At 40.3% G+C, this 25,574-nt stretch carries 20 protein-coding genes and 2 pseudogenes; 11 read left to right on the top strand and 11 right to left on the bottom strand.

Going from position 1 to position 25,574, the window contains the following annotated elements; genetic code table 11:
* Positions 1-278: 278 nt before the first annotated feature.
* The 6 genes from F7734_RS48750 to F7734_RS48725 form a co-directional block, all read right to left on the bottom strand.
* Complete coding sequence (locus F7734_RS48750) at positions 279-1,394, bottom strand: response regulator (protein ID WP_155751531.1); 1,116 nt, start codon at positions 1,392-1,394, stop codon at positions 279-281.
* A gap of 4 nt (positions 1,395-1,398) precedes the next feature.
* On the bottom strand, positions 1,399-4,137 hold the full coding sequence (locus F7734_RS48745; RefSeq protein ID WP_155751530.1) for a PAS domain S-box protein: 2,739 nt from the start codon (positions 4,135-4,137) through the stop codon (positions 1,399-1,401).
* A 276-nt stretch (positions 4,138-4,413) separates the two neighbouring features.
* Positions 4,414-5,907: an ATP-binding protein gene (locus F7734_RS48740; RefSeq protein ID WP_155751529.1), complete on the bottom strand. Its 1,494-nt coding sequence runs from the start codon at positions 5,905-5,907 to the stop codon at positions 4,414-4,416.
* A gap of 296 nt (positions 5,908-6,203) precedes the next feature.
* The gene (locus F7734_RS48735) at positions 6,204-7,445 is read right to left on the bottom strand and encodes an EAL domain-containing response regulator (RefSeq protein ID WP_155751528.1); all 1,242 of its coding nucleotides are present in this window, start codon (positions 7,443-7,445) and stop codon (positions 6,204-6,206) included.
* A 255-nt stretch (positions 7,446-7,700) separates the two neighbouring features.
* Complete coding sequence (locus F7734_RS48730; RefSeq protein WP_155751527.1) at positions 7,701-8,432, bottom strand: response regulator; 732 nt, start codon at positions 8,430-8,432, stop codon at positions 7,701-7,703.
* A 133-nt stretch (positions 8,433-8,565) separates the two neighbouring features.
* Positions 8,566-9,171, bottom strand: a complete 606-nt coding sequence (locus tag F7734_RS48725; RefSeq protein ID WP_207714392.1) for a CBS domain-containing protein — start codon at positions 9,169-9,171, stop codon at positions 8,566-8,568.
* A gap of 291 nt (positions 9,172-9,462) precedes the next feature.
* Between F7734_RS48725 and F7734_RS48720 the strand changes: the two are divergent.
* Positions 9,463-9,570 (top strand): annotated as a pseudogene (locus tag F7734_RS48720) (element excision factor XisH family protein); the annotation flags it as partial.
* 483 nt (positions 9,571-10,053) lie between these two features.
* Positions 10,054-10,590: a DoxX family protein gene (locus tag F7734_RS48715; protein ID WP_155751525.1), complete on the top strand. Its 537-nt coding sequence runs from the start codon at positions 10,054-10,056 to the stop codon at positions 10,588-10,590.
* 390 nt (positions 10,591-10,980) lie between these two features.
* Here the strand turns inward: F7734_RS48715 and F7734_RS48710 are convergent, their stop codons facing one another.
* Positions 10,981-11,163 (bottom strand): hypothetical protein, encoded by a 183-nt coding sequence (locus tag F7734_RS48710; protein ID WP_155751524.1) that lies wholly within the window; start codon positions 11,161-11,163, stop codon positions 10,981-10,983.
* A 265-nt stretch (positions 11,164-11,428) separates the two neighbouring features.
* Between F7734_RS48710 and F7734_RS48705 the strand changes: the two genes are divergently transcribed.
* Both F7734_RS48705 and F7734_RS66485 read left to right on the top strand, forming a co-directional pair.
* The gene (locus F7734_RS48705) at positions 11,429-11,785 is read left to right on the top strand and encodes a hypothetical protein (protein WP_155751523.1); all 357 of its coding nucleotides are present in this window, start codon (positions 11,429-11,431) and stop codon (positions 11,783-11,785) included.
* Between the two features lie 63 nt (positions 11,786-11,848).
* Positions 11,849-11,959 (top strand): annotated as a pseudogene (locus F7734_RS66485) (XRE family transcriptional regulator); the annotation flags it as partial.
* A gap of 241 nt (positions 11,960-12,200) precedes the next feature.
* Here the strand turns inward: F7734_RS66485 and F7734_RS48695 are convergent.
* Positions 12,201-12,437 carry a PIN domain-containing protein gene (locus tag F7734_RS48695; protein WP_207714390.1) on the bottom strand — a complete coding sequence of 79 codons (237 nt, stop codon included), beginning with the start codon at positions 12,435-12,437 and terminating at the stop codon, positions 12,201-12,203.
* A gap of 178 nt (positions 12,438-12,615) precedes the next feature.
* Between F7734_RS48695 and F7734_RS48690 the strand changes: the two genes are divergently transcribed.
* Complete coding sequence (locus F7734_RS48690; RefSeq protein ID WP_243147487.1) at positions 12,616-12,873, top strand: addiction module protein; 258 nt, start codon at positions 12,616-12,618, stop codon at positions 12,871-12,873.
* Between the two features lie 15 nt (positions 12,874-12,888).
* On the opposite strand, the gene F7734_RS48685 is transcribed toward F7734_RS48690, so the two are convergent.
* Positions 12,889-13,524 carry a Uma2 family endonuclease gene (locus tag F7734_RS48685; RefSeq protein WP_155751521.1) on the bottom strand — a complete coding sequence of 212 codons (636 nt, stop codon included), beginning with the start codon at positions 13,522-13,524 and terminating at the stop codon, positions 12,889-12,891.
* Between the two features lie 102 nt (positions 13,525-13,626).
* On the opposite strand from F7734_RS48685, the gene F7734_RS48680 reads away from it, so the two are divergent.
* Both F7734_RS48680 and F7734_RS48675 read left to right on the top strand, forming a co-directional pair.
* Complete coding sequence (locus tag F7734_RS48680; RefSeq protein ID WP_155751520.1) at positions 13,627-14,040, top strand: element excision factor XisH family protein; 414 nt, start codon at positions 13,627-13,629, stop codon at positions 14,038-14,040.
* Positions 14,028-14,363, top strand: a complete 336-nt coding sequence (locus tag F7734_RS48675; RefSeq protein WP_155751519.1) for a XisI protein — start codon at positions 14,028-14,030, stop codon at positions 14,361-14,363. Before F7734_RS48680 ends, F7734_RS48675 begins: the two co-directional genes overlap by 13 nt.
* Positions 14,364-14,490: 127 nt before the next feature.
* On the opposite strand, the gene F7734_RS48670 is transcribed toward F7734_RS48675, so the two are convergent.
* Both F7734_RS48670 and F7734_RS48665 read right to left on the bottom strand, forming a co-directional pair.
* Complete coding sequence (locus F7734_RS48670; protein ID WP_243147486.1) at positions 14,491-17,301, bottom strand: MHYT domain-containing protein; 2,811 nt, start codon at positions 17,299-17,301, stop codon at positions 14,491-14,493.
* Between the two features lie 874 nt (positions 17,302-18,175).
* Positions 18,176-20,860 (bottom strand): MHYT domain-containing protein, encoded by a 2,685-nt coding sequence (locus F7734_RS48665; protein ID WP_155751518.1) that lies wholly within the window; start codon positions 20,858-20,860, stop codon positions 18,176-18,178.
* A 600-nt stretch (positions 20,861-21,460) separates the two neighbouring features.
* On the opposite strand from F7734_RS48665, the gene F7734_RS48660 reads away from it, so the two are divergent.
* From F7734_RS48660 to F7734_RS48645, 4 genes are all read left to right on the top strand, one after another.
* Positions 21,461-22,852, top strand: coding sequence for a 3' terminal RNA ribose 2'-O-methyltransferase Hen1 (locus tag F7734_RS48660; RefSeq protein ID WP_155751517.1), 1,392 nt, complete (start codon positions 21,461-21,463; stop codon positions 22,850-22,852).
* A gap of 322 nt (positions 22,853-23,174) precedes the next feature.
* Positions 23,175-23,939, top strand: a complete 765-nt coding sequence (locus F7734_RS48655) for a tRNA(His) guanylyltransferase Thg1 family protein (RefSeq protein WP_155751516.1) — start codon at positions 23,175-23,177, stop codon at positions 23,937-23,939.
* Positions 23,932-24,114 (top strand): hypothetical protein, encoded by a 183-nt coding sequence (locus tag F7734_RS48650; protein WP_155751515.1) that lies wholly within the window; start codon positions 23,932-23,934, stop codon positions 24,112-24,114. Before F7734_RS48655 ends, F7734_RS48650 begins: the two co-directional genes overlap by 8 nt.
* Positions 24,115-24,126: 12 nt before the next feature.
* Positions 24,127-25,191, top strand: coding sequence for a hypothetical protein (locus tag F7734_RS48645; RefSeq protein WP_243147485.1), 1,065 nt, complete (start codon positions 24,127-24,129; stop codon positions 25,189-25,191).
* The last annotated feature ends 383 nt before the right edge of the window (positions 25,192-25,574 follow it).

Genomic DNA, 25,574 nt, shown 5'->3' with positions numbered 1-25,574 from the left:
AGCCCTCCCCTTGTAAAGGGGAGGGAACTGGAAATTCAATTTCCCCCCTTTATAAGGGGGGATTAAGGGGGGTAAGTTTAACTCGTGTGTACACCGTAGCCTTTTAGGAGAGGGAGGGGCAACGTAATCATAAGGGTTTGGGTGAGGTCTAATTTGGCTTCGTCGAACTCAGGTTACTTAAGAGTCTGAAAACTGCTGCAAATTGTATAACATGGGTGGGCTGGTTTGTAGTTGCGATACATGCGCTGAAGCGCAACTACAAACGGAATAGGGAAATTTTATATTTCGTTACATACTGCTTCTTCAAGTGGTAGAGTAACGCGCACAATAGTTTTTTGACTGGGAATACTTTCTATGGTTAAATGCCCTTCATATAATGAAGTTAAGCGTTTAACTATAACCAACCCCAATCCTGAACCTTGTTGTTCGTAAAGCTTGCGCTCGAATTGCATATAAGCTCCGAGGTTAGAAATTTGCTCGCTTGTCATACCTCTTCCATTATCGCTAACAGAGAGGACAAACGTATTATCTTGTACCGCAGTGCTAACAACCACAGGAGTTCCTGGTTGGGAGAACTTAAAGGCATTATCGAGGATTTCGAGGAGAATTTTATGCAAACTGGATTGTGAAATTTTAGCGCTGCTTTCTTGTAGTTCTAAATGCAAATCTGTTTGCCGATTCGCCTTGCTAGCTTCTTGCTGGGCAAAGTCCGTAATTGTGGTTTTGGTATGGCTCATCGTCCACTCACTACGCAATATCTGAGCTCGTTCTGGACTAGTTGTCGCTAGCTCAAGTTCAGCAAATAATAAAAAGTTACGCGTTAATCTGTGCAATCGGTTGCCAGAGGAATGGATGATTTGCAACATTTTCAGAGCTTCATCTCGCTCGAGCTCGCCATAGTTATCTATGAGGAATTGGGCAAAGCCAATAATGCCATTGAGAGGGGTATGCAATTCGTGAGGGAGCGACATGGAAATATTATCGCGCAACACATCTAGTTTCTGCTGGGATTGCTTCTCAATTTCTGCTTGCTTCTTCAAGCGTGCCGTAACTGCTCCCAACAATTCGTCGCGAGTAAATGGTTTGGTCAAATAATCATCTGCACCTAATTCCATACCCTGACGTATCGAGACTTTTGCGGCTTTTGCTGTCAGGAAAATGAAAGGAGTTGTTTGCGTGGATGGATTTTGGCGCAACTCATTGAGAACACCATAACCATCGAGTTGTGGCATCATGACGTCACAGATGACTAGATCGGGCTTATTCTTCTGTGCTAAATCCACCCCCATACGACCGTCTTCTGCTTCCATTACCTCAAAATCTTCCGCATTCAGCATAACGCTAATAATTTCGCGGATATGTTCTTCATCTTCAATCACTAAAACTTTGGTCATTTGTTTATCTCTCATTTAAGGGAATAGTTACTGTAAATGTTGCACCCATATTAACTTTGCTATTGACTGCAATATCGCCTCCTAGTACATCCACTGCCTTTTTCACAATAGCTAGCCCCAATCCAGTCCCAGCAATGTTGCTTACATTAGTACCGCGATGGAAGGACTCAAACAGCTTGAGTTTGTCTTCTTCTGGGATACCAATGCCCGAATCTTGAATTTGGAACTGTGCTTTGTCACCAACACATGTCAGTTCAAAGCAAATGATGCTGCCAGCAGGTGAATATTTGATAGCGTTTAAGAGTAAATTACCCAGGATATGCCTGAGTAGTTTCTCGTCCACGTAAGCAATAATGGACGGGCTGTTGGCAGTAAACTCTAGCTGGTGTTTGCTAGCACTGCTGAGTTTTAACTCGTCTACTAAACTTTGACACAGTTGTACTATATCCAGTGTTTCTGGTTGCAAGTCTAATTTTCCGGCTTCTGCTTTTCCTAACAGCAAGACATCATCCAACATCTGGGTAAGATGTTTGACATTATTGTGAATGCGTTGTAAATATGCAAGCTTTTTCTCCTCTGTCAAGTTTTGACTGTAGTGTGTGAGTAATTCATTAGTGCCAAGAATAGTCGTTAAGGGAGTGCGAAACTCATGGGAAATCATAGAGACAAAACGCGATTTAAGTTCGTTGAGTTCTTTTTCCTTTTCTAAAGCTTCACAAAGGCTTTCTTCTGCCTGCTTGCGCTGAGTAATATCAAAGCGAATAGCTAGGTATTGGTAAGGCTTTCCTTGGCTATCCAAAAACGGAACTATTGTGGTGTCTACCCAGTAACAACTACCATCCTTAGCTTTGTTTCTAATTTCACCTTTCCAAACCTGTCCTCTGGTAATAGTTGTCCAAAGTTTTTGAAAGAATTGTTTGGGATGAAATCCCGAGTTGATTAAGCTGTGAGATTGCCCGAGAAGTTCTTGCCTGGAGTATTGAGAAAGTTCGCAGAATTTATCATTTGCATAGGTAATAGTACCCTGAGCATCAGTAATGGCTACACTGGCGGATTGATCCAGAGCAAACTTTTGAAATTCCAACTCCTGGAGAGCACGGTACAAGGTAGCTTTTGCCTGCCGTCGCCTGGTAATATCACGGAACACCAAGACTGTGCCTTGCAATAAACCATCGGGAGTGAGAATCGGTGCAAGAGTGTTATCAATCGGTATTTCGTTGCCATTTCGTGCAACCAAGACTAAGTTATCAACCAATTCAATGACTTTAGGCTCTTGCAATACCTTTTCAATCAAACTTGCAGCCGATCGCCGTCTCCGCTGGTGGATAATACAAAAAACTTCATCAATTTTTCGTCCTAGAGCATCCTGGACAGAGCATCCGGTCAGTGCTTGTGCGACAGGATTCATAAAAGTAATCTTTGCCGCCTTGTCAGTGGCAATGACTCCATCACCAATGCTATTGAGGATGACTTCCAGCCATTGCCTCTGTATTTGGAGTGCATCTTCTGCCTGCTTGCGGTCAGTGATATTGCGAAAAATGCCTGTGGTTGTTTGGGGTTGACCCGCTTCAAAACGGCAGTTAACGTTACCTTCAAGTGCGATCGTTCTGCCATCTTTAGTGACAAAATGAGTTTCAATGCGATCGCATGGGATTCCCGCCATGACACTCTCCATAGTTTCCTGGCATTTTTCCAGGCAGTTAGGATGGATGGTATCAAATATTGACAGGTGTTTCACCTCTTCTAAGGTGTAACCCATAGTTTCCTGCCAAGCACGATTGACATACAACAGCTTTCCTTCTGGTGAAAAGCTTTGAATCAAATCGTGAGCACTATCAAGAAAGTCTCGCAGTTCTGACTCGCTTTCTTGCAATGCCTCCTCCGCCTGTTTGCGCTCAGAAATGTCTATCATAGAACTGATAACCTCTAAAGGATTATCGAAAGCGTCGCGTATTAGCTTTGATTCATCCCGTATCCACCGATACGTACCATCACGATGGAGAAAACGGTATTCATAAATTTGCTTACCAGTTTTCAATAGTCCTGGTAGTTTATCCATCATACAAGGCGCATCCTCTGGATGGATATGGTTTATCCAGAACATTGGATCGCCCTTAACATTTTGTACTGTATAACCCAACTTTTGGGTAATGTTGTCACTGACAAAGGTAGTGATAAAATCATCAAATGCTTTATAGCAGTAAATAATTGCTGGATTGTGGAATAGTAGATACTGGAGCCTTTGCTGATTGAATAAAAGAGCCTCTTGTACCTGCTGACGCTGAAGCACTTCGTTTCTGAGATTCTGATTTGTCAATTCTATGAGTTTGTGTTGTTGTTTAATCCTTTGTGTTTGTCGGAACAGTTCAACAAACTCTTGTACTTTTGATACCAATATTTCCGGCACAATTGGCTTAATTAAATAGTCTACTGCTCCCAAACTATATCCCTGTAAAATCTGATGAATGTTGTGACAAAAGGCAGTGATAAAAATAATTGGTGTGTGCTGCGTTCTTGAACACTGACGTATTAATTTTGCTGTCTCAAAACCATTTAATTCTGGCATTTGAATATCAAGCAATATCAGAGCAAAATCTTGGTTAAGAATGCATTCTAAAGCTTCTTTGCCTGAAAAAGCTTGCACTAAATTATGTTTTAAATGATTCAACATTGCTTCTATAAGAAACAAATTGTTTGGACAGTCATCAACGAGTAAAATATTGATTTCATTTTCTAAAAGCATAAAAACAATATGAATACAAGGTGTTTATTTTCGCCATAAAGTCAAATAATACTTTTATTTACAATATTTAATAAATAGTGTTAATGGCAGTTTGCGCGAAAGAGAGAGTGAGTGAGCTATCATGATGCACCAGATTAAAAAACAATCATTACAGTTTTAACTTAAAATTTTGATTTTTGGTGAACTTCAAAAAATTCTATGATTAATTATGATAAAGAAATTCTTTAAGAGCAATTCGGAAAATACTGAAATTATGAAATTTTTCTATAGAGAAAATTAATTTAGGCACTCTCTCCCACAAGTCAGCTTGACAGTAAACGTTGTCCCTTGATTCACACAGCTCTCTACACCAATACTACCTTGATGTAAGTCCACACACTTTTTGACAATAGCTAACCCCATACCCGTACCACCGATATTGCCAACGTTACTGCCTCGGTAGAAAAACTCAAATATGTGACCGAGATCTGCTTCTGGAATCCCAATTCCAGAATCCTGAACCAAAAATTGAGCAATTCCATCAGCACACTGAACTGTAAAACTCACTGAACCTCCTTGATGGGAATATTTTATAGCATTAGAAAGTAGGTTAATCAGCATAGGCCGTAACAGTTCTTCATCTAGGTAGGCATCATCGCAGGTTCCCAATATATCGAAATTAATAGAAATCTTACTAGATGCAATACAAGAATTTTGTTCTACCAATTCTTGGCAGAACTGTATTAAATTTAATGGAGATGGATTACAAGTTAATTGGTGTAACTCTGCTTGATTGAGGAAAAACATATCATTGACTAAGTTTGTCATGTGTTTGGCACTTGTCTGAATGCCTTTTAACTGTCGAAATTTTTGTTCTTCAGTCAATTTGTGTTCATACTTTTGTAATAATTCCACACCAGATAAAATAATAGTTAGGGGAGTACGGTATTCGTGGGAGACTGTAGTAATGATTTGAGATTTGAGATGGTTAAGTTCTCTTTCTGTTTCCAAAGCTTTGTATAATTCCTGTTGTGTTTTCAGCAGTTGCTCTTGGGAATCTAATAATTCCTTGTTTATTTGTGATAATTCTGATGTACGCTCCACGGCTTTGGTTTCTAATTCTTCATTACTAACAGCAAGTGCTTTTTGTATTGCACGACGCTCTCTTATTTCTCTAACAGCAGCTTGAGTTATAGCGTAAAATAAAAAAATAGTGAAACAAGTTACAGACCATGAAGCAATATCTTCTACTTTTTGTGCCGCTACTTGCTGCTGTAACTCTTGTTTTAATAGTTTTTCTTCCTCTTCCTCTATCTCGTCCTCAAGTAGGAGGATGAGGTCTCTAACAATTTTTTTCCTACCTTTTGCGACTACTTTCATAGCTGCTGATAATCCCTTTTCCTTACGCAAACCAACAGTTTTTTTAAATTCAGTCAGCTTTTCTGTTACCACAAATTCTAGATTTTTAGCTATCTGTTGTTGCACGGGGTTATCTAGTGGTAATTTTCTGATTTCTTTAATTCTTGGATGAATTTTGAGAATGGCAGTATTATAAAGTTCTAAATCATTGTCTTCTCCTGTGAGCAGGTATTTCCACTGTGCGTTTTCAACATCTTTAAGATTTGAAATAACGTGTTCTATACTGTGAAATACCTGGTGAGTGCGAGTCACGCGATTGAAAGTTTCTCTACGGTGGGTTTCTGCTACAAAGGAAAATAAATCGACAGCAATCATAACTATTGAAACAGAAACCAAGCTAACTATAGTTTTTTTCTCAATAGACCATTTCACAAATCTATGTTCTCCAGTTTTAAGTTTACCATTTTTGCGTAAATATTGCTATTTAGTAATTTATAATTTTTACCTTGAGTTACTCAAATAAAATTTTTCCTATAAAGATAAAGTAAAGCCTTTCTCTACTGTATTTTCAACAGGAATTTTACTAAAAATCTGATATGGCTATTACAGATGGAAATTTTCATTATCATGGTATATTTCTCTACAAATTTGATATATACTTAATAGTAAGAGGGATAAGAAACGACTTCCTAACAGTCTAGCTCGGGCAATGCCCACTCTACAAAGATTCAGTCCTTTTTAAAGGGGTAAAAAACTAGTAGCTTTTCTAAATCCACTGCTGTTATTGGAGGATAAAACCAGTTGCCTTGCATATAGTCACAAGATTGCATACCTAAGAATTCCATCTCCTCTTGTGTCTCCACTCCCTCAGCGATCGCGTGCAAATTTAATCCATGTCCGATCTTGATGATAGCTTTGACAATTTCTGCATTAGACGATATTTGGTTAACATGACGCACAAAGCTTCTTTCTATTTTTAATGTATGCACGGGCATTCTTGTTAAATAAGTTAGACTGGAGTATCCAGTCCCAAAATCATTTAATGTAATTTGAAATCCTATCTCTTTTAATTCATATAACAAATTCATGATTTTTTCTGGGTTTTGTCTAAATAAATTTTCAGTAATTTCTAAATCAAGCAGCCCAGGTTCTAAATTGGTTTCTGCTAAAATTTGTGCAATTTTCCTTACAAAACCTGTCTGCTCAAAGTGAAGTGCTGAAAAACTGATAGAAATCCTACGTAATGGCACGTTTGCTCTTTGCCATGCCTTAGCTTGGTTACAAACAGTTCGTAAAAGCCACTCCTCTAAAGGAAAAATTAAACCAGTCTGTTGACTCATAGAGGGAAATCCATATGGTGAAACAAAATAACCGTTAGGTGTGTGCCAGCCTAATAGTGCTTTGGCACCAATAATTGCCCCGCTTTGGAAATGTACTTGAGGTTGATAGTATATCTGAAATTCTTGTTGTTCTATGGCTCGATGCAAACTTGCTTCTAAGGTGAGTCGAGCTAGATTTTCCATTTGAAGTTTTGTTGAATGAAACTGGTAGTTGAGTTCTGTTTTCAAATACTGCATCTCTTTGAGATGCTGCATCTTTTCAGTGTGTTTTTTCAAGCAAGTTTCAACAACTCGTAGTAATTCCTCAAATTCAAAGGGTTTGGTGAGATAGTTGTCAGCCCCGAGTTCCATGCCATAACGTATGTCATATCTATCAACTTTAGCTGTTAAAAAGATAAACGGAATACTAGAAGTTTTGACATCTTGGTATAAGGCTGCCATGACTCCATATCCATCTAGTTGAGCCATCATAATGTCACAAAGAATTAGATCTGGCAGATACTCTTGTGCCAATTTTAACCCCTGGTAGCCATTTGATGCTGCGATCGCACGGAATCCTCGCAATTCCAAAATTTGCTGAATATTTGCCTGAACTAGAGGCTCGTCTTCAATCACTAAAATTGTCTTCATACTTAGACAGAAATAATTGGATTTTAAGTTCTTTTAACTCTCAATCATGACTTATAACCATCATAAAATTCATCTTGGTAAACTAGGAACTTTCAATCTCGTATATTTACTGGCATTACCTAGGTGAACTTTGCGTTAAAATACTGAGCAATTAAAGGATAAACTTCCGTGTATATAGGCTGCATGAATTCAGCTTTCTCCATAATCCAAAGATGCGCTGTTAAGGAAGCGCACCTTTGTCTTGTGTTCATCACTTTACTTACTTTGATTTAGCAGGTTAAATTTTTGAAGAATCTTAGCATTTTCTGGAGTCAATAATGTCTGTAGGTTCTCAATTTCATTCAAAAGCTTAATTTCACGGGCGCACTCTTCTTCCAAAATACTCATGTAACGCTGGCGTTCAGCATCTGACTGAGCGGCTTGCAGCATGCAAATTGCCATATTGATATTGGAGAGAGGATTGCGTAAGTCTTGAGAGAGTTTATGTAAAATATCTTGGCGCATATCTGCCAGTTGTTGGCTTTGTTGAAGCTTTTGCTGTTTTGCTTGTATTTCCTGTCTCAGCTGAGCATTTTGTTGCCGTTCTTGTTCATACTTTTGTCGTAACTGAGTAGGTTTTTCTGCACGAGCAAGTCGAACTTCAACCGCCTTCAAAAGTTCCTCAGGAGTAAAAGGTTTTGTTATGTAATCATCGACTCCCAACTCCATAGCCTGACGTAAGTCACCACGATCTGCCTTTGCCGTCAGAAAAATCATTGGGATGGATTCAGTGGGTGAATGACTCTGTAAGGATTTAGCCACTCCGTAACCATCTAGCTCGGGCATCATAATATCGCAGATAATTAAGTGTGGTTGTTCTGCTTTAGCAAGTCGTACACCCACAGAACCATTCTCTGCAACAATCGTCTTGTAATCAGATAAATCTAATATTAGTTGTATGTTTTCGCGTATTTGAGCTTCATCTTCTATAACCAGAATCTTTTTCATTGTGAGTTTATCTAGTGATGTTAGCTAGCTTAGACCTAGTTTTCCCTGGTACTTCGCATTCTTTATAATGCCCAAAAATTATCGAAGTGTAACATATGGCAGCTCTATCCTGAACGTTGTGCCAATGCCAACCTCACTGGCAACCATAATCTGCCCTCCGTGAAGCTGTACACCCTTTTGCTTTAACAGCAAGTGTCACAGGACGACCATCAATGATGGTCTTTCGACTTTTCCGCTCTAATTGCAGTTCTGTCTTGACCTTTTCATGCTCTGCTACAACCTGCTGTAGCTGCTGCTCCAACTTTGTGCAATTCAACAACAATTCAGCTTTCTCTGCTTTTAGTTGTGCAATTTCGTTTTGCAGTTGCTCCACCACCCCATCGGCTTCTATAGAGTTCAAGACTTGTAGCAAACTAGTTGGAGTTACAATTCCTAGCAGCTTTCCCACATCATCTAATATAGGCACATGGCGAATACTGTGCTGCAACAGTAAATTAAGAATAGTAAATACATTTTTCAACTCACCCACCCTTAATGTTAATAATTGCTGAGTCATAACTTCAGCAACACTAATGCCTTCTAAACTCTTCTTCTGTGACATCAATTTCACTAAATCCTGCTCTGTAAAAATCCCCTTTAATTGTGAGTTTGCCATAACAAGAACACAACTCACTTCAACAGGAGATGCGATACTGCTTGTTTTTAAAGATGAATTCTTGGAAGAATCAGAACCTTTCATTGTGCAACAATATTGTCTGCACGGTTTTGGTTTCATGAGCGCCGCAACATTAGGTAACAGCGTTGCAGGGCTAACAATTAAAAGATTACGAACAATTGCTCGTTCAAGGTTTTGACTGCTAAGAGAGGGCACGATCATGGGTAGAGCGGAGTGAATAGGTTTGGAAATGATGTTGCTAGCACTATTGTTCCTGCAATTGTTGAAAATAGCATCAGTAAATTCAAGTTTAGTAATTTCAGTATAATTACGGTTTTTGCTAGAAAGTTTCTTACGAGAAATGACCGATAATTGATAGGGCAGTTTATAAATTATCGTACAGCATTACGCTCAGAAGATCCTGCAAGAGTTTTATATTTAGCTGTACCATTAGCAATTTCTAATGATTTCTTTTATTTACGATTACAGCAAATTTCAACTTGGTGAGGTACAAAAATTACCCCCCTCTGTCCATAACAGTTTTGCCATTGTTAAGAAAGATGCGGGTAATGGATAGCCTGTACCAGGTTTTAGAACATTTGTTTCGGAATTTGGAGATATTAAAACTTGCCGAAGTCAATGTCAAATAGACCAATTTCTTTTAAAACAGTATCGTTGAGAAGTCAATAAATTAATATAGCAAATAATCTGAAAGAAATATTAAACAAGCATCATATGATTTTTTTGTGTATTTTTGTGTAGGACTCTCCGCTGGAATTATAGACTTAGGGGATTTGTCAGGGGCTGGTCGCTGAGCAAGTAGAACTTCCTCTATCTAGAGGCATTATCATTCCCTCACAGTCAGCGATCGCTACATCAGTTACAACTACTCATTTACATTTCTTTATGTTTTTGTTAATTTTTATAATATGTTCTCATAAAATCATTCATCTTAACACTGCAAACATGACTACCACAGCACTTCTGACCAGTATCTTCAAACCCAACGTCAACCCCAGTGTCTTGTCACAAACAGCGTGGGCGCTCTTGAGAGTCATCGTTGGCATCATCATGATCCACAACGGCTTAGACAAACTAGGTAACATTGAAAGCTTCTCCCAAGCCTACGTCGAGGTCATTGGTTTACCCTTTCCCCTGTTTTTCAGCTACGTGGCAGCATTCACCGAACTCCTAGGCGCACCATTAGTCGCCATTGGTTTGTTTACCCGTGTAGCATCACTCGGTTTGTTCTCAACCATGTGTGTAGCCGTCTACCATCACATCCTAGTGGCAGGGTTCAACATTTCCTACCTAGAACTGTCTTTAATTTATGCAGCGTGCTTTCTCTTCTTCACCATCAATGGTGCAGGTCTATTTTCCACTGACGCCTTAATTGCCAACTGGCTGGATGCTACTTCCCTATCCATCCAAGCCAAGCAAATCATGCGTCTGGAGAAGTCTTATCAAGCAGTAAGTGCTGAGCCAGTAAGCAGTAAGCAGTAAGCAGTGACCAGTGACCAGATATAGCAATCCTATTTGAGATCCAAACAAGGGAGACAAGGGAGACAAGGGAGACAAGGAGGACAAGGAAGACAAGGAAGAGGTGTTTGTAAATCATTTAGGACTGCTATAGGTAATTGTTTACTGCAATTACGAATTACGAAGTACGAATTATTTTTTGGGATGGGTGTCTTGCCCGTCCCAATTTGCCAATTTCAATGGAGAAGAGCTTATAGCATACCACATACTTTGTTTTGGGAATTTCACTTTTTCAATATCTTAGCTTCATGTGTAAATCTAGCAAGTCATTAACATCATATTTAAGTAGGCGTCACAAATATAGCTAACTATTGGCTTATGTCATTTACCAATAAGCGTGGCAACCGTGTTTGTTTAAGCTACAACGAGTTTGGTAAGTTCGCTAATATTAAGTGCTTGCTGCTTAGCTACTTCTAAGTGACCATTCACGGCGCTAGTCAGTTCGCTAATACGGTCAATATTCTGACCTACACGGTCACGACTGGCAGCGATCGCATCCATAAGCCGATTAATTGCATGACTACTAGATTCGGTCACTTGTATTTCCTTAATATTTTACACCACTATTTTACTGAGAACATCATAGCCTAAAAAACCTCAGAAGATGATTGTATGGACGGCTTCGCATACTGTTGCTTTGAGTGCGATCTCTAAATCAGGGATATGCTTGGTGCAAAACCCCGCATATACTTAAGATTGCGTGCGAAAAACCTTTTAATCTGGCAGGGTCGCGATCGCAATCTGTGTGTATTGTTTTTTATAATGAGATAGCCGTTATCGCTTCAGAGGAGATGTCAGTGTTATGGAAACAATTTATAGAATTGACAGGCAAAACTCATCATATTGTTATCCTCTAATAGAAACATCAGATTTAGAGGAAACATTTGTACAACTAGCAGAACAATGGCGAAGGGAAACAGGGATGATATCTTTAGTGACCAAAATGGTCATGCACCCAGCTTACCAACGAATTATTGGCATGGGACATCCTGTGGTTCCGCTAATTTTGCGCGAACTTGAAGATGAACCTGAGCATTGGTTTTGGGCATTACAATCAATCACAGGTGCTAATCCCGTTCCACCTGAACAACGCGGTAATTTAAAGCAAATGGCAACGGTATGGATACAATGGGGCAAGGAGCATAGCTACAGATGGTAAGTTAGAGAAATTCAAAAATCTTTTGTGTCCCCTTGTTGAAAGCACAATTATGACAAATGAGCCATTTTTGAAGAAAGCAGTGGCAATGTATTCGCTGACCTTGGTTTAACAGATGCAGATGAACTTTTTACCCGTGGCAAAATAGGGATTCAGGTCATCCGAATTTTAAAACAATGCAGAGAACCAGATTGCTGAAATAGTTGTATCTTTATAAGATTATGATATTAACTTTGCTCTTCATATTCTTTAATTTTTTCATACAAACTATCAACAGATTCATTCGCAAAGAGTTGTTCTTTCAATTTGAGATAATCGCCTTCACCCAACTTACAAGCAGCCCAGAAGCGCAAAACTTTTGAGGGTTCGCGGAGGTGTCATTAAAACTTGCATAGCTTCTTGTAAAATTTGCTGTTCGTTATGTACCTTGATACTCATCTTCTACCTCTAAAATAAAATCGGTTGTATTTATAACTCGAAAATTTAATTTCTGGCAGCGATTAATTAATCTTTTATCAGAGGTGATAAAATAATCGCACTCAGAAGCTTCCGCGCTGGCAACATGAAGAGCATCAATTGCTTTCAATCCTTGTTGTTCAAGTTGTTTAGCTCTTTGTTTAATCATTTCATCTGCTTGTTTTCTGACCGCAGCCATTTGTAAGTATTAGCGATCGCTCTGCTACAGAGTTTTGGAGAAACATGGAACATTAGGCGGTACTCACCTTACGTATATTTCACAAATCACACAGGATTGCTATAGTATGACAAAGTAGAGAATATTATGATAAACGATGTCAAAACTTTAGGAAAGTTAAGTATGGTTAATGCAACTTATGACTTATGATGACATCTTTGGTGCAGCCCTTGCTTTGACATTAGGACTACGAACAATGCTAGCTGAACATTTGCTTAAAAGCTTGGATGCTTTCAAGCAGATGGTATTGGACGATCTTTGGGTAGAAGAGGTAGAAAAGAGAGTTCAAGAAGTGGAACAAGGTGTTGTAACTCCAATAGTAGACCCGACAAATGCCTGTAAATGTTGGGTTTCGTTCCTCAACCCAACCTACGGTGTCTTAATGTTTACTTTATAAATCATCTCTTACTTCCTAATCTGATGCCAATGAATTGCGTAATTCGCGGATAGCTACACCTGTACCGCGATCGCTCGCTACTTTTAAGCATTGAGTGATAAGAGTTTCTAAATCCACATTAGGAAAGTAGCGGCTGGTTGGTTGCAGTTGGTATTTATTTTCCTGCAACCCATAAATTGCCAATCGATCGCGTTTGAATAGCCAAACTTCTGGAATACGATAGGGCGTATAGTCGTTGACATCTGTGTACGAAGTGACATCAATTTCAATTGCCAAATCGGGTGATGGATCGCTCTCCCACTCCAACCTATCTCGTCCGACCACTGCTTGCCAATTATCGATATAAAAGCAATAATCTGGCTCAATACCGCTTTCAGAGGGTAGTTCCATTGTGATGGGAGTAAATGCTTCGTAGTTGCGGTTTTGGGCATCAAGTAAAACTTTAACAACATCTGCCAAAATATTCGCTTCACGTCCATGTTTGGGCAGTGGTGACATGAGTAAAATTTCCCCAGAGCGGTACTTAATACGTGGAATGGAGGAATCGCCTCGGCTCTCACAAAGGGTACGATAGAGTTGCCAGGAACCGGGCATTCGCACCAACGTTCCGGAGGGTAGCTGAATTTTTTCGCTTGAAATTACGGCATACATAGTTTTGATGGAGCGACTTACTCCTATGATAAGCTGTCTTTAGATGGTATCTATGGCAAAGTACTGTAAAAATAATGCTGTCTCAGTATAATATTCAATAGTATGGCTCGAGATTTATTTCACGGTGTTGTTAGGTTAGCACTAGAAAAAGATGGATGGACGATTACCGATGACCCTTTATACATTAGTAGTGGTGGAGTTGATGTTGAAATTGATTTAGGTGCAGAACGTCTTATTGCTGCTGAAAAACCAGGAGAGAAGATAGCTGTAGAAATTAAGAGTTTTGTCAGTACCTCAAAGATTTCAGACTTCCACACAGCACTAGGGCAGTTTATAAATTATCGTACAGCATTACGCTCAGAAGATCCTACAAGAGTTTTATATTTAGCTGTACCATTAGCAATTTATAATGATTTCTTTTATTTACGATTAATACAAACAGTAGTATCTGAAAACCAACTTAAAATCATTGTTTACAACATTGAAAATGAGGAAATTGTCCAATGGCTAAAATAGACGATTATCGAAATAAAATTCAACAACTTCTTAGTAAGTATACCCAGTATAAACCAAGTTACGGGGAAGTAGAAGTTGAACAAATATTTGATACGGAACGCAATCATTACCAAATTCTTAAAGTTGGCTGGAACAACCAAAAGCGTATTTACAGTCCTATAATGCATCTTGATATTATAAATGAGAAAATTTGGATTCAACAAAATACTACTGAAGTTGACATTGCCTTGGAACTAATAGAAATGGGAGTACCCAAGCATGATATTGTCATTGGATTTCACACTCCAAAAATGCGAGAATTTACAGATTTCGCAGTAGGGTGAAAAGCAATACTACAAGGGATAGCCTTTTTTTCCTCCCCTGCATCCCGTGCATCTTACCCTCCTTAATCCCCACGCGTAAAAGGGGGGAAATTGAATTTCCAGTTCCCTCCCCTTTGCAAGGGGAGGGTTAGGGTGGGGTAAAACCTACCACAGAACCCTTCCCATTGCCATTATGAACAACCACAAACTCGCCAACAGTGTACTTGCGAGTATCAATCACCTCCATCGCCATAGGTTCACCGATCGCACTTTCCTGCTTTTCCTCAGTGGTAAACACTGCAACGGAATCCTGCAATTGCTTTGCCACATCCACCGTTTGCTCCAAAGAACTAGAAACCAACCGAGAAAATTCGCTCGTATGGAAAGAATCCTTAGCAATCTGCTTCATCAAAGACGCTACCAGTTGTGAAGTTTGGGCTTGGGACACCGTTGCATCAGAAATTAACTGCACCAACTCATCAATCTGGCGAGACACATCTAAAATTTCCCCAAGTTGCATCTTGGTATCTCTCACCAAATCCGTTCCTTCTACCACCTGTATCATTCCCTCTTCCACAGCTTTCACGACTTCCGTGGTTTCAAACTGAATATTATCCACAATTTGCTCAATTTCTTGAGTCGCTTGTGCTGATTGGGCAGCTAATTGACTCACTTCTTCCGCCACCACACCAAAAGCCCTTCCTTCTTCACCTGCCTTTGCTGCTTCAATACTGGTATTAATCGCAATAAGATTAGTTTGCAAAGCAATTTGCTTAATCAACGCCACCACTCTGTAAATCTCTTGGGAAGATTCACCCAACCGCTTCACCTTCTTAGCTGCTTCTGCCATGGTTAAACGCAGATTCATAATGTTATTAACCGTCAAATCCATGGAACTGTTCCCGCTTTCAGCAGCTGTAGACGCAGTGCGAGCCATAATTGCTGCTTGGTGTGCGCTTTCTGCCACAGCTTGAATGGAAAGTGCCATTGCATCTAAGGATTGTAAAGTATTGGTAATTTCATCAGCTTGTTTGAGGGCATCATCTGCCAACAAACGCATCGCCTCTGAGTTTTCCCCAACGTAAATATTCACCTGTTGGGCGGTGTGTTTCACCTGAGCCACAATGTGGCGTAAATTTTCAATAATGGCGTTGAAAAAGTCAGCTACAACCCCAATTTCCCCTACGGAAATTTCCGCACGCACCGTCAGGTTACCTTTAGACACTGCCCGAACATCATTCAGCAGTGCCACTACTTGCCGTTGCAAGGTTTCCTTACTTCGCTGCAACATTTCTTGTGCCTGAGTTTGCTCGGTAATATCCGCTTGTATTCCTATAAAATTAATCACCTGACCAAAAGCATCTCGTACTGGTGAAATTGTCAACTGATTCCAAAAAGGCGTCCCATCTTTACGATAATTCTTAATCGCCACCTGACAATCACGCTTTTCCCTGACAGCGTCTTGTATCTCTTTCACTGTCGCCGGATCTGTTTCAGGTCCTTGCAAGAAACGACAGTTCTTCCCCAATGCTTCTTCTTGTGAGTAGCCAGTTATGGTTTCAAATGCAGCGTTGCAAAAGATAATGGGGTTATCTACCTGACGCGGGTCTGTAATCAGAATACCATTGCTAGCTGCAGCAATAGCGCGATCGCGCACCCGTAAAACTTCCTGTGCTTGTTGCAATTCGTGCAACAGATTTGCCTGTTCTAAAGCAATCCCCACCTGAATTGTCAATTGTCGGAACAACTCAATCTCCGTCTTTTGCCAAAGCCGAAAATCGCCGCACTGATGGCAAAACAGCAAGCCCTGCAGTTGATTGTTGTTCAAAATAGGCGCAGCCATATAAGCCTTAATCTGAAAGCGTTCTAGAATCTCCAAATGAGCTCGAGCAAAACCCACATCATAAATATTATTCGTCACCCAAACCCGACCGCTGTTGTAAGTTTCAATATAACGTTCCCAAAAAGAATCGTTCACTCTATGCCCTAAAAGGTTTTTCCAATTTGACGCTACCGCCTCAGCAATAATCGTCCCACTCCAGTCAGGATGAAAGCGGTAGATAACCACCCGATCTGTACCCAAAGCTTGCTGCACTTCCTTAACCGCCGTGTTAAGAACATCATCCAACTTCAAAGAACGGCGAATGCGGAGAGTCATGTCTGTAAATTGCTGCGCCCGCAAAACTTCCGCTTCCTGCTGTCTCAACAACATAGCCTGCGCTGACATCCGGCGATCGACAAAAGATGTCAGCAGCGTAAACCCCAAAATAATCAGGGTAGACACCCCAATTCCAGTTGCTAGCAGGGTTAAAGAGGAATTTGCGTGACTTGCCAACACCGAACCCACAGCTTTCGTTGGCTTGAAAGAAGCTGCTGCCATCCCTGTATAATGCATCCCAGCGATCGCACTCCCCAGTAGCAGCGCACTTAACATCCGCGATGACTTTAGAGTGCTGCTCCTTTGCATCCGTTCGCGAAAAGCAATCCACAAAGCGGCGATAGATGCTGCGATGGCAACAGCCACTGACAGTACAAACAGCTCTGGATCGTAATGAGTGTGAGCTTCCATCCGCATAGCCGCCATCCCAATATAGTGCATGGCAGCAATCCCCAAACCCATTAACACGCCCCCAATCAGCAAGCGCCGCCAACTCAAAAATGGGCGACTGGCTAGGAACAGCGCTCCTCCTGAAGCGACTATAGCAGGTAGCGTTGAAAAAATCACAGTCCCCACATCATAGGCGATGGGTACTGGCAAATTCAAAGCAAGCATGGCGACAAAGTGCATCGACCAGATACCAATCCCCATTGTGATGCTACCGCCAATCAACCAAGCCAGCCTGACCCTTTTCTCAGCCGCCGTCACTCGCCCTGCTAGGTCTAAAGCCGTGTAAGATGACAGTATTGCGATCGCTATAGATAGCGCTACTAAGCCCTGGTCGTAGGTGCTACTCATCATTGCCGAATTCCCCTGGTATCCTAAAACAATCTTTTTGGGTAGTTGCTTGAAATCAAATTTTTGTATCTTCTGTTACCAGCAATCTCTCAATATAAACAGACATATAAATTTGGTAGTGCGTTGAGTGGGAGATCCTCATTTTTCATAAGAGATATTCTTGCACAAAAGGATTTTTCGTCAAAGCTCCCGTTACATCATTTTATTTAAAAGAAGAAAAATTTCCAAAAATAAAAGCCGCAAGCAAGATAAACTCGCGCTTACGGCTGAACCGCTATTATCCCCATTTGAACTCTCTATGTCTTCTATTTTAAACCATAAATACTGCTATTTTGTACAGTAGGAAAAGTAGGATACTTACTGTATTTTCAAAATAAATTTAACGTAAAAAAGTAGGAAAAGATTGAAAGATAAACACATTCAAAGATATTCAATATTTATAGAAAACAAGTTAATTATTAATTGAAAAATGTGATTTTTCAGTTGCTATCTTCTAAAAGAAGTGTTTTTAAAGCCATATTAAGTTAATTTTCCATTGAAAAACGTTAATTTCTCAATTGCTATCATCTCAAATCAATATTTTTCAATATATAAATTGAAAGTAGGTAGGGAAGCAATACTGCAAGGGATCTTAGTAGGTTGGGTTGAGGAACGAAACCCAACAAATGCTTCTAGATGTTGGGTTGAGGAACGAAACCCAACAAACGTGTTTTGGAATTTATGTCTCAGCCCTTGTAGTATTGGGGGCGCTCTTGCCTTACGCCCCTACAAACGGTATGGTTCATTTAGGTGAAAACTGCTGTAATTCTGGAGGCGGAGCCTCTTAAAAGGCATTCCCAGGCGGAGCCTGGGAACGAGAATTGGTCACTGCTCGTTGTCAACGCCGCACTCGTTCTGTTTTGAAAACACCAACTGAAGCTTGGAACTCCTGTGCCATCTCGACGGTTTGCAATAAAGAAGTAGAAACCTGACGAGATAAATCGCTTGTACGCAAGGAACCTTCAGCAATTTGTTTCATTAAGCATACCACTGCTTGAGAAGTTGCTGCTTGAGAAACGGTGGCATCGGAAATAGAATGCAGTAAATCATCAATTTGGCAAGAGACATCTAAAATCTCACCCAGCTTGAGCTTGGCATCTTTGACACACTCGGTTCCATCTACCACTTGTGTCATTCCCTGTTCTACGGCATTGATTGCGGCTCTTGCCTCTAACTGAATATTATCGACAATTTGTTCAATGTCTTTCGTTGCTTGAGCGGCGCGAAGAGCTAATCCACCAACTTCTTCTGCTACAACTGCAAAGGCTTGTCCTTCCACACCTACTTTTGCTGCCTCAATACTCGTGTTAATGGAAAGTACGTTGGTTTGCAGGGCAATTTGGTTGATTAAAGACACAACTTTGGTAATTTCTTGAGATGCTTCACCCAATCTCTTGACTTTTTTGGCAGTTTCTGAAATTGTCAACCGCAAGTTCATAATACTATTAACAGTACGTTCCATTGCATTTCTTCCTGCATGAGCAGTTGTCGATGCAGTGCGAGCCATTTCTGTTGCTTTATGAGCATTGTTTGCCACATCTTGAATTGACAGCGCCATTGAATCCAATGATTCCAAAATATAGTTAATCTCTTCAGCTTGTTGGAGTGCTTCATCTGCTAACTCGTGCATTGCTTCTGAATTGTCTCCAACTGAAGCGTTTACCTGTCGGGCTGTATTTTTTACAGATATGACAATTTTTTGCAGGTTTTCAATGATGAGATTGAAAAAGTCAGCTATAACCCCAATTTCGCCTGTTGTAATTTCTGCACGCACAGTCAAATCACCTTTGGCGGCTTCTTGAACATCATTGAGCAATTCTACTACCTGTCTTTGTAAAGTTTCTTTACTGGATTGCAATTCTTCTTGTGCTTTCATCCTTTCTGTAATATCTGCTTGCACTCCAATAAAATGACTCACCTGTCCTGAAGCATCTTTCACTGGTGAAACTGTCAGTTGATTCCAGAAGGGAGTGCCATCTTTACGATAGTTCTTGATAATTACCTGGCAGTCACGTCCTTGTTGCAAGGCATGGCGTATTTCTCCAACAGTGCTGGGATCTGTGTCTTGTCCTTGCAAGAAGCGGCAGTTGCGTCCTATAACTTCTTGTGGAGAATAACCGGTGATGGTTTGAAAAGAAGGGTTGCAAAAGATGATGGGATTATCTGATTGCCTTGCGTCAGTAATAATAATAGCATTACTTGCGGCTGCAATGGCGCGATCGCGCAACCACAACACCTCTTGCGCCTGTCGCAATTCGTGTAACAGATTTGCATGTTCTATGGCGATACTGACTTGAATTGCTAACTGCCCGAACAAATCAATTTCCGATTGCTGCCAATTCCGAAATCCAGAACATTGATGACCGCACAACAAACCAACAAGGCGATCGTTAAACACAATTGGTGCCACCACATTTGCCTTCACTTGAAGGTTTTCTAATATCTCTCGGTGGCAATGTGTAAAACCTGCTTCGTAAATGTTATTTGTGGCTTTCACTCGTCCATTTTTGTACAACTCCCTACAGTCTTCATTCATTGGATCGTTCAATGTTGTGCCTAATGTTCGCATCCAAGTGCCTGCAACGGATTCGGCTATAATAGTACCACTCCAATCAGGCTTGAAGCGATAAATGACAACACGGTCTATATTTAATGCTTGACGAATCTCTTTGACAGCCGTGTTGAGCACATCATCCAAACTCAACCAGCGTCGGATTCGGAGGGTCATTTCTGTAAATTGTTGCGATCGCAAAGCGTCTGCTTGTTGCTGTCTGAGTATCTTGGTTTGAATATATAAATGTCTATCTACAAGGGATGTGAGTAGTGTAAAACCGAGAATGATAAAAGTTGCTAGCCCTATACAAATGCCTAACAAAGTATCAGAGGATTGGACTTCTCCTACCAAAGCGACTGTCTGGACTAACTTATTGGGTGTAAAAGAAGCTGCTGCCATTCCTGTATAGTGCATCCCGGAAATGGCAATTCCCATGGCGAGCGCACTTAAAATCTTAATAAAACTTGCAGCCTTAGTTTTTCGGGTATAAAAGCCCAACCACAAGGCTGTAATCGAGGCAGCAACAGCAATAATTAAAGAACCTGCAAACCAAAAGGGGTCATATTCCATATTTGCCTCCATCTGCATCGCCCCCATACCCATATAGTGCATACAGGTAATACCCAAACCCATCAACACCCCTCCAAGTAACAATCTCGCAAAGCCTAAAACCGGGCAACTCACCAAGAAAAGTGCGGCTCCTGAAGAAATAACTGCAGGTAGTGTTGAAAATAAAACTTTACCTAAATCGTAAGAAATAGGAGTCTCCAGGTTTAGAGCTAACATAGCAACAAAGTGCATCGACCAGATTCCGATGCCAATTGCGATCGCACCGCCAATTAACCAAGCAACTCTGACTTTTTTACTGACAGCACTCATGTGTCCTGCGAGATTTAACCCAGTGTAAGAAGCAAAGACTGCGATCGCTATAGATAATGCCACTAAATTTTGGTTGTAGGTGCCATTCATTGCTTTTTTCCCCTGATATTTGTTGATTGTTAGTGGTTAGTAGTTGTTAGTTCGTAGTAGCGCTTTAGCGCCGATTTCTTCTTTCCGTCTTCCTCCCTCCGGTATAAAATCTAGCTAAATCAAGTATTCATAAAGTTCAAACGGTCAGTTTTAAATCTTTGATAAATTCTAAATTTAACTGCCTTAATTGGTGTAAACAGCTGCTATTATGGCATGAATAAATTTTGGTTAAAATACATTTTTTTTTAATAGTTCAAAGAGCTAAAAAATAGATAATTTCTCTAAAAAACAGATAATCAAGAAAAAATTTTGGTCTAGATACAGCAAATTTCAACCTAGTGAGGTACAAAAATTACCCCCCTCTGTCCCCCCTTACAAAGGGGGGTGTACCTCATTAGTAGTAGTAGATTGGGTTGAGGAAAGGAACGAAACCCAACATTTATCGGCATTTGTTGGGTAACGCTTGTGCTCAACCCAACCTACAATTTCTCTCAGCCCTTGCAGTATTGAGTCGGTTATAACTGTGAAGTTATTTAACTCCTAAATGCGCTTTGGACTTTTTTTGTAGTATAAGCGTAGTATATAGTTGACCGAAAAAGAATGCTCCTGACCATAACCACCACACACCACCCAACCACCGATCTAGGTTACCTACTGCACAAACACCCAGATCGGTGCCAATCCTTTCCCCTTTCCTTTGGACAAGCCCACGTCTTTTACCCAGAGGTTAGCGAAGACAGATACACGGCGGCGCTGTTATTGGATATCGACCAGATAAAGTTGGTGCGGGGACGCGGTACAACTTTGGCAGAGTATGTGAGCGATCGCCCTTATGTAGCTTCGTCGTTTTTTAGTGTTGCGATCGCACAAGTTTTCAGTACAGCCCTTGCAGGTCGGTGTAAAGAGAGACCGGAAATGGTACAAACACCCATACCCCTAGTCGCCAAATTAAGTGTTTTACCGTCTCGGGGTGGTGAAGTTTTCTTACGGCAGTTATTTGAACCATTAGGTTATACTGTCAGCGCTGAAAGTCACCAACTTGATGAAGAATTTCCCGATTGGGGACAGAGCCAGTATTACACCGTAGAATTGCAGCATACATTACCTCTGACTAATTTACTCAGTCATCTCTACGTACTCATTCCCGTTTTAGACGATGAGAAACACTACTGGGTGAGTGATGAAGAAGTAGAAAAACTGTTGCGTCATGGAGAAGGATGGTTAACAGGACATCCTGCAAGACAAGAAATTACCCGCCGTTACCTAAAACGACAGCACCGTCTCACCCGTAGTGCTTTAGCAAAATTAGCAGAAGAAGACCAACCCGATCCAGATTCCGCCCAAGAAAGCCATGCTGAGGAAGAAGCAGAGGTAGAAAAGCCCATCAGCTTAAATCAGCAGAGGTTAAACGCAGTTGTAGCCGCTTTAAAAGAAAAAAGTGCAAAGCGAGTCATCGATTTAGGTTGCGGTCAGGGCAGCTTGATGAAGGTGCTACTCCAAGACAGCTTTTTTGAACAGATTACAGGTGTAGACGTGTCCTATCGTTCCCTAGAGGTTGCACAAGAAAGATTAAACCGCCTGCGTTTACCAAGAAACCAGTGGAATCGGATGCAACTCTTTCAAAGTGCGCTTACCTACCAAGATAAGCGTTTTGCCGGATACGATGCAGCCACAGTCATAGAAGTCATAGAGCATCTTGATTTACCCCGCCTTGCTGCCTTCGAGCGATCGCTATTCGAGTTTGCCCAGCCCAAAACAGCGATCGTCACAACTCCCAATATTGAATACAACATCAAATTTGAGAACTTACCAGCCGGAAAACTCCGCCATAAAGATCATCGTTTTGAGTGGACGCGCCAAGAATTTCAAACTTGGGCAAATTCCGTAGCAGAACGTTTTGGTTACACGGTGAAATTCCAATCTATTGGAGTAGAAGATCCAGAAGTCGGTTCGCCCACACAAATGGCAGTGTTTGAAAAGGCTAATGGCTAATGGCTAATGGCTAATGGCTAATAGCTAATGGCTCATGGCTAATGGCTAATGGCTCATGGCTCATGGTCATACCAATTTAATATGAAGTTACACATTATTTTTACCCCTCCTAACCTCCCCTTATAAAGGGGAGGAAAATAAATTTCCTTAATCCCCCCTTTATAAAGGGGGATTAAGAGAGGTAAGGGGAGATGCCACAGATGGTGGAGGTTTTTTCTATGCATCTTCATCTGAAAATGGTATCAGTAGCAATTAGCAATTAGCAATTAGCAATTAGCAATTAGCAATTAGCAATTAGCAATTAGCAATTAGCAATTAACCAATGAAATTTGATGAACTCGATCGCAAAATGAGGGTTTTTGAGACAGCACACGACCATTGTGTACTGCCCGGACTTTATATAGTGGCAAGATTAGATGGACGCGGATTTACTCGCTTGACTAAGGAAATTCATCAATTTGAAGCTCCTTATGATGAGAAATTTTGCGACATGATGGTGACAACAACTGAATATTTAATTAACTGTGGTATAGACATTATTTATGGCTATAACCAAAGTGATGAAATTTCTTTACTATTTGCTCGCGACGAAAGTACTTTTGGTCGTAAATTAAGGAAACTCAATTCAGTTTTAGCAGGAGAAGCAAGTGCTAAGTTTTCTTTACTTCTTGGCGATATTGGGGCTTTTGATTGTCGCATATCTCAACTTCCCAATGTAGAAGAAGTTGTAAATTATTTCCGTTGGCGACATGAAGACGCTCATAGAAATTCCCTAAACTCTCATTGTTACTGGAGTTTGCGACGGAATGGTCATAATGCTACTCAAGCTACCAAAAGACTTCAGAAAATGTCTGTTGCTGATAAAAACGAACTTTTGTTTCAGTATGGTATTAATTTTAATCAATTACCTAACTGGCAAAAACGAGGTGTGGGACTGTATTGGGAAGAATATGAAAAGTTAGGTTATAATCCCGTGAATGGTGAAGTTGTTCCAACCACCCGACGGCGAATTCATTATGATTTTAATTTGCCAATGAAGGATGAATATAGTGAGTTTTTACAAAAGTTGGTAATGGCTCATGGCTAATCTATATTTATTTACCCGTCTCCTGTGCGATTTTGAGGAGCAGCAGGTAGCGTCTTTTCGAGCTAAGCGCGATCGACAAAAACAATGCTGCGTGCGTTACAGAAATATGGCATTTCAATGCTTCTTGAAGAATCAAAATTTTTGTAAAAGCTTTAAATTTTGTATTGCCATTTAATCCTATATTTAAATGAGCGCTAAAAAGAATTTTTTGACTTACATGACTGAGAAGAAAGAAACCAACGAAACTAACGATAATAAAATCCAAAAACCACCAACCCAATATGATTCTCCATGGAAAGACATTTTACAAACATATTTTAAAGAATTCATGCAGTTCTTTTTTCCAGATGCACACGACCTAATTGATTGGACAAAAAAAATTGAATTTCTCGACAAAGAACTTGAAGAAGTAACTAAAGACGCAGAAATCGGACGCCGTTTTGCAGATAAGTTGGTAAAACTCTATTTAAAGAATGGTGAAGAAGAGTGGCTGTTAGTGCATGTCGAAGTTCAATCTCAAGAAGAGTCAGACTTCGCCGCACGAATATATACTTATAACTATCGGATCTACGATAGATATAAAAAGACCGTAGTCTCCGTAGCAGTCCTTGGTGACAGCAACCCAAATTGGAAACCCTCACAGTTCGGTTACAGTTTATTTGGCTGTACATTGAATTTTCAATTTCCAGTTGTTAAATTAGTAGATTATCAGCAAAGATTATCCGAGGTGGAAAAAGACAATAATCCCTTTGCTACCGTAGTTATGGCACACCTGGCAGCACTAAATACTACCAGTGACCGTGACGAGCGGAAAGTACAAAAACTAGCTTTGGTAAGGAGATTATACGAACAGGGGTTGAAAGAACAAGACGTTATTAATTTATTTGCTTTCATTGACTGGATGATGACACTACCACCAAATTTGGAAGCAGAGTTTAATAGAGAAGTAAAACAACTGGAGGCAAGACAAAGTATGAAATACATCACTTCTATTGAACGCAATGCAAGAGAAGAAGGCAAAGAGGAAGGTAAAGAGGAAGGTAAAGAGGAAGGTAAAAAGGAAACCCTTATAAAGGGTATCTCTTTGGGATTAAGGTTGAAGTTTGGTAACAATGGTCGAGATTTATTACCAGAAATTGAAGCGATCGAGGACGTTAATATTTTAGATGCTATCTTAGAAGCGATAGAAAATACAGCTACAGTAGACGAATTGCGGCAAATCTACCAACCAGCAAATGGAGGTACAACTTAACATGAAATGCGTAACTTCTTTCGAGCGAAATGCAAGTATTTAGTAATTATCGTTTGTGACAGTTGGGGTGCGGAATGAGGGAGTAATGCCCACCCCAATACTGCTCGGATAAGAATTTTTGTAGGTTGGGCTTTCCCCATGGGGAAATCCAACAAATGTCTGTATATGTTGGGTTTCGTTACTCAACCCAACCTACGTGTTTTCGTATTTTTAGTGCCAACCTTACTAACTAAGTTTGTAGTTGCGATACATACGAAGACAGCGCACCTACGAACAACTAACAACTAACAACTAACAACTAACAACTAACAACTAACAACTAACAAATAACAAATAACAAAAAACAAAAAACATCTAAAAAGTAGAAAATAACAAGAAAAATA

Source organism: Scytonema sp. UIC 10036, from assembly GCF_009725235.1.
The sequence above is the reverse complement of the archived record's forward strand: the minus strand, read 5'-3'. Positions and strand labels throughout refer to the sequence as shown.

Excerpts from the sequence above, each read along its gene's own strand:
- F7734_RS48670 (WP_243147486.1), bottom strand. The coding sequence starts at position 17,301 with ATGATGAGTAGCACCTACGACCAGGGCTTAGTAGCGCTATCTATAGCG.
- F7734_RS48745 (WP_155751530.1), bottom strand. The coding sequence starts at position 4,137 with ATGCTTTTAGAAAATGAAATCAATATTTTACTCGTTGATGACTGTCCA.
- F7734_RS48705 (WP_155751523.1), top strand. The coding sequence starts at position 11,429 with ATGGAAACAATTTATAGAATTGACAGGCAAAACTCATCATATTGTTAT.
- F7734_RS48655 (WP_155751516.1), top strand. The coding sequence starts at position 23,175 with ATGAAATTTGATGAACTCGATCGCAAAATGAGGGTTTTTGAGACAGCA.
- F7734_RS48675 (WP_155751519.1), top strand. The coding sequence starts at position 14,028 with ATGGCTAAAATAGACGATTATCGAAATAAAATTCAACAACTTCTTAGT.
- F7734_RS48750 (WP_155751531.1), bottom strand. The coding sequence starts at position 1,394 with ATGACCAAAGTTTTAGTGATTGAAGATGAAGAACATATCCGCGAAATT.
- F7734_RS48665 (WP_155751518.1), bottom strand. The coding sequence starts at position 20,860 with ATGAATGGCACCTACAACCAAAATTTAGTGGCATTATCTATAGCGATC.
- F7734_RS48690 (WP_243147487.1), top strand. The coding sequence starts at position 12,616 with ATGACTTATGATGACATCTTTGGTGCAGCCCTTGCTTTGACATTAGGA.
- F7734_RS48645 (WP_243147485.1), top strand. The coding sequence starts at position 24,127 with ATGAGCGCTAAAAAGAATTTTTTGACTTACATGACTGAGAAGAAAGAA.
- F7734_RS48715 (WP_155751525.1), top strand. The coding sequence starts at position 10,054 with ATGACTACCACAGCACTTCTGACCAGTATCTTCAAACCCAACGTCAAC.
- F7734_RS48650 (WP_155751515.1), top strand. The coding sequence starts at position 23,932 with ATGGCTAATCTATATTTATTTACCCGTCTCCTGTGCGATTTTGAGGAG.
- F7734_RS48725 (WP_207714392.1), bottom strand. The coding sequence starts at position 9,171 with ATGAAAGGTTCTGATTCTTCCAAGAATTCATCTTTAAAAACAAGCAGT.
- F7734_RS48735 (WP_155751528.1), bottom strand. The coding sequence starts at position 7,445 with ATGAAGACAATTTTAGTGATTGAAGACGAGCCTCTAGTTCAGGCAAAT.
- F7734_RS48660 (WP_155751517.1), top strand. The coding sequence starts at position 21,461 with ATGCTCCTGACCATAACCACCACACACCACCCAACCACCGATCTAGGT.
- F7734_RS48685 (WP_155751521.1), bottom strand. The coding sequence starts at position 13,524 with ATGTATGCCGTAATTTCAAGCGAAAAAATTCAGCTACCCTCCGGAACG.
- F7734_RS48680 (WP_155751520.1), top strand. The coding sequence starts at position 13,627 with ATGGCTCGAGATTTATTTCACGGTGTTGTTAGGTTAGCACTAGAAAAA.
- F7734_RS48695 (WP_207714390.1), bottom strand. The coding sequence starts at position 12,437 with ATGGCTGCGGTCAGAAAACAAGCAGATGAAATGATTAAACAAAGAGCT.
- F7734_RS48730 (WP_155751527.1), bottom strand. The coding sequence starts at position 8,432 with ATGAAAAAGATTCTGGTTATAGAAGATGAAGCTCAAATACGCGAAAAC.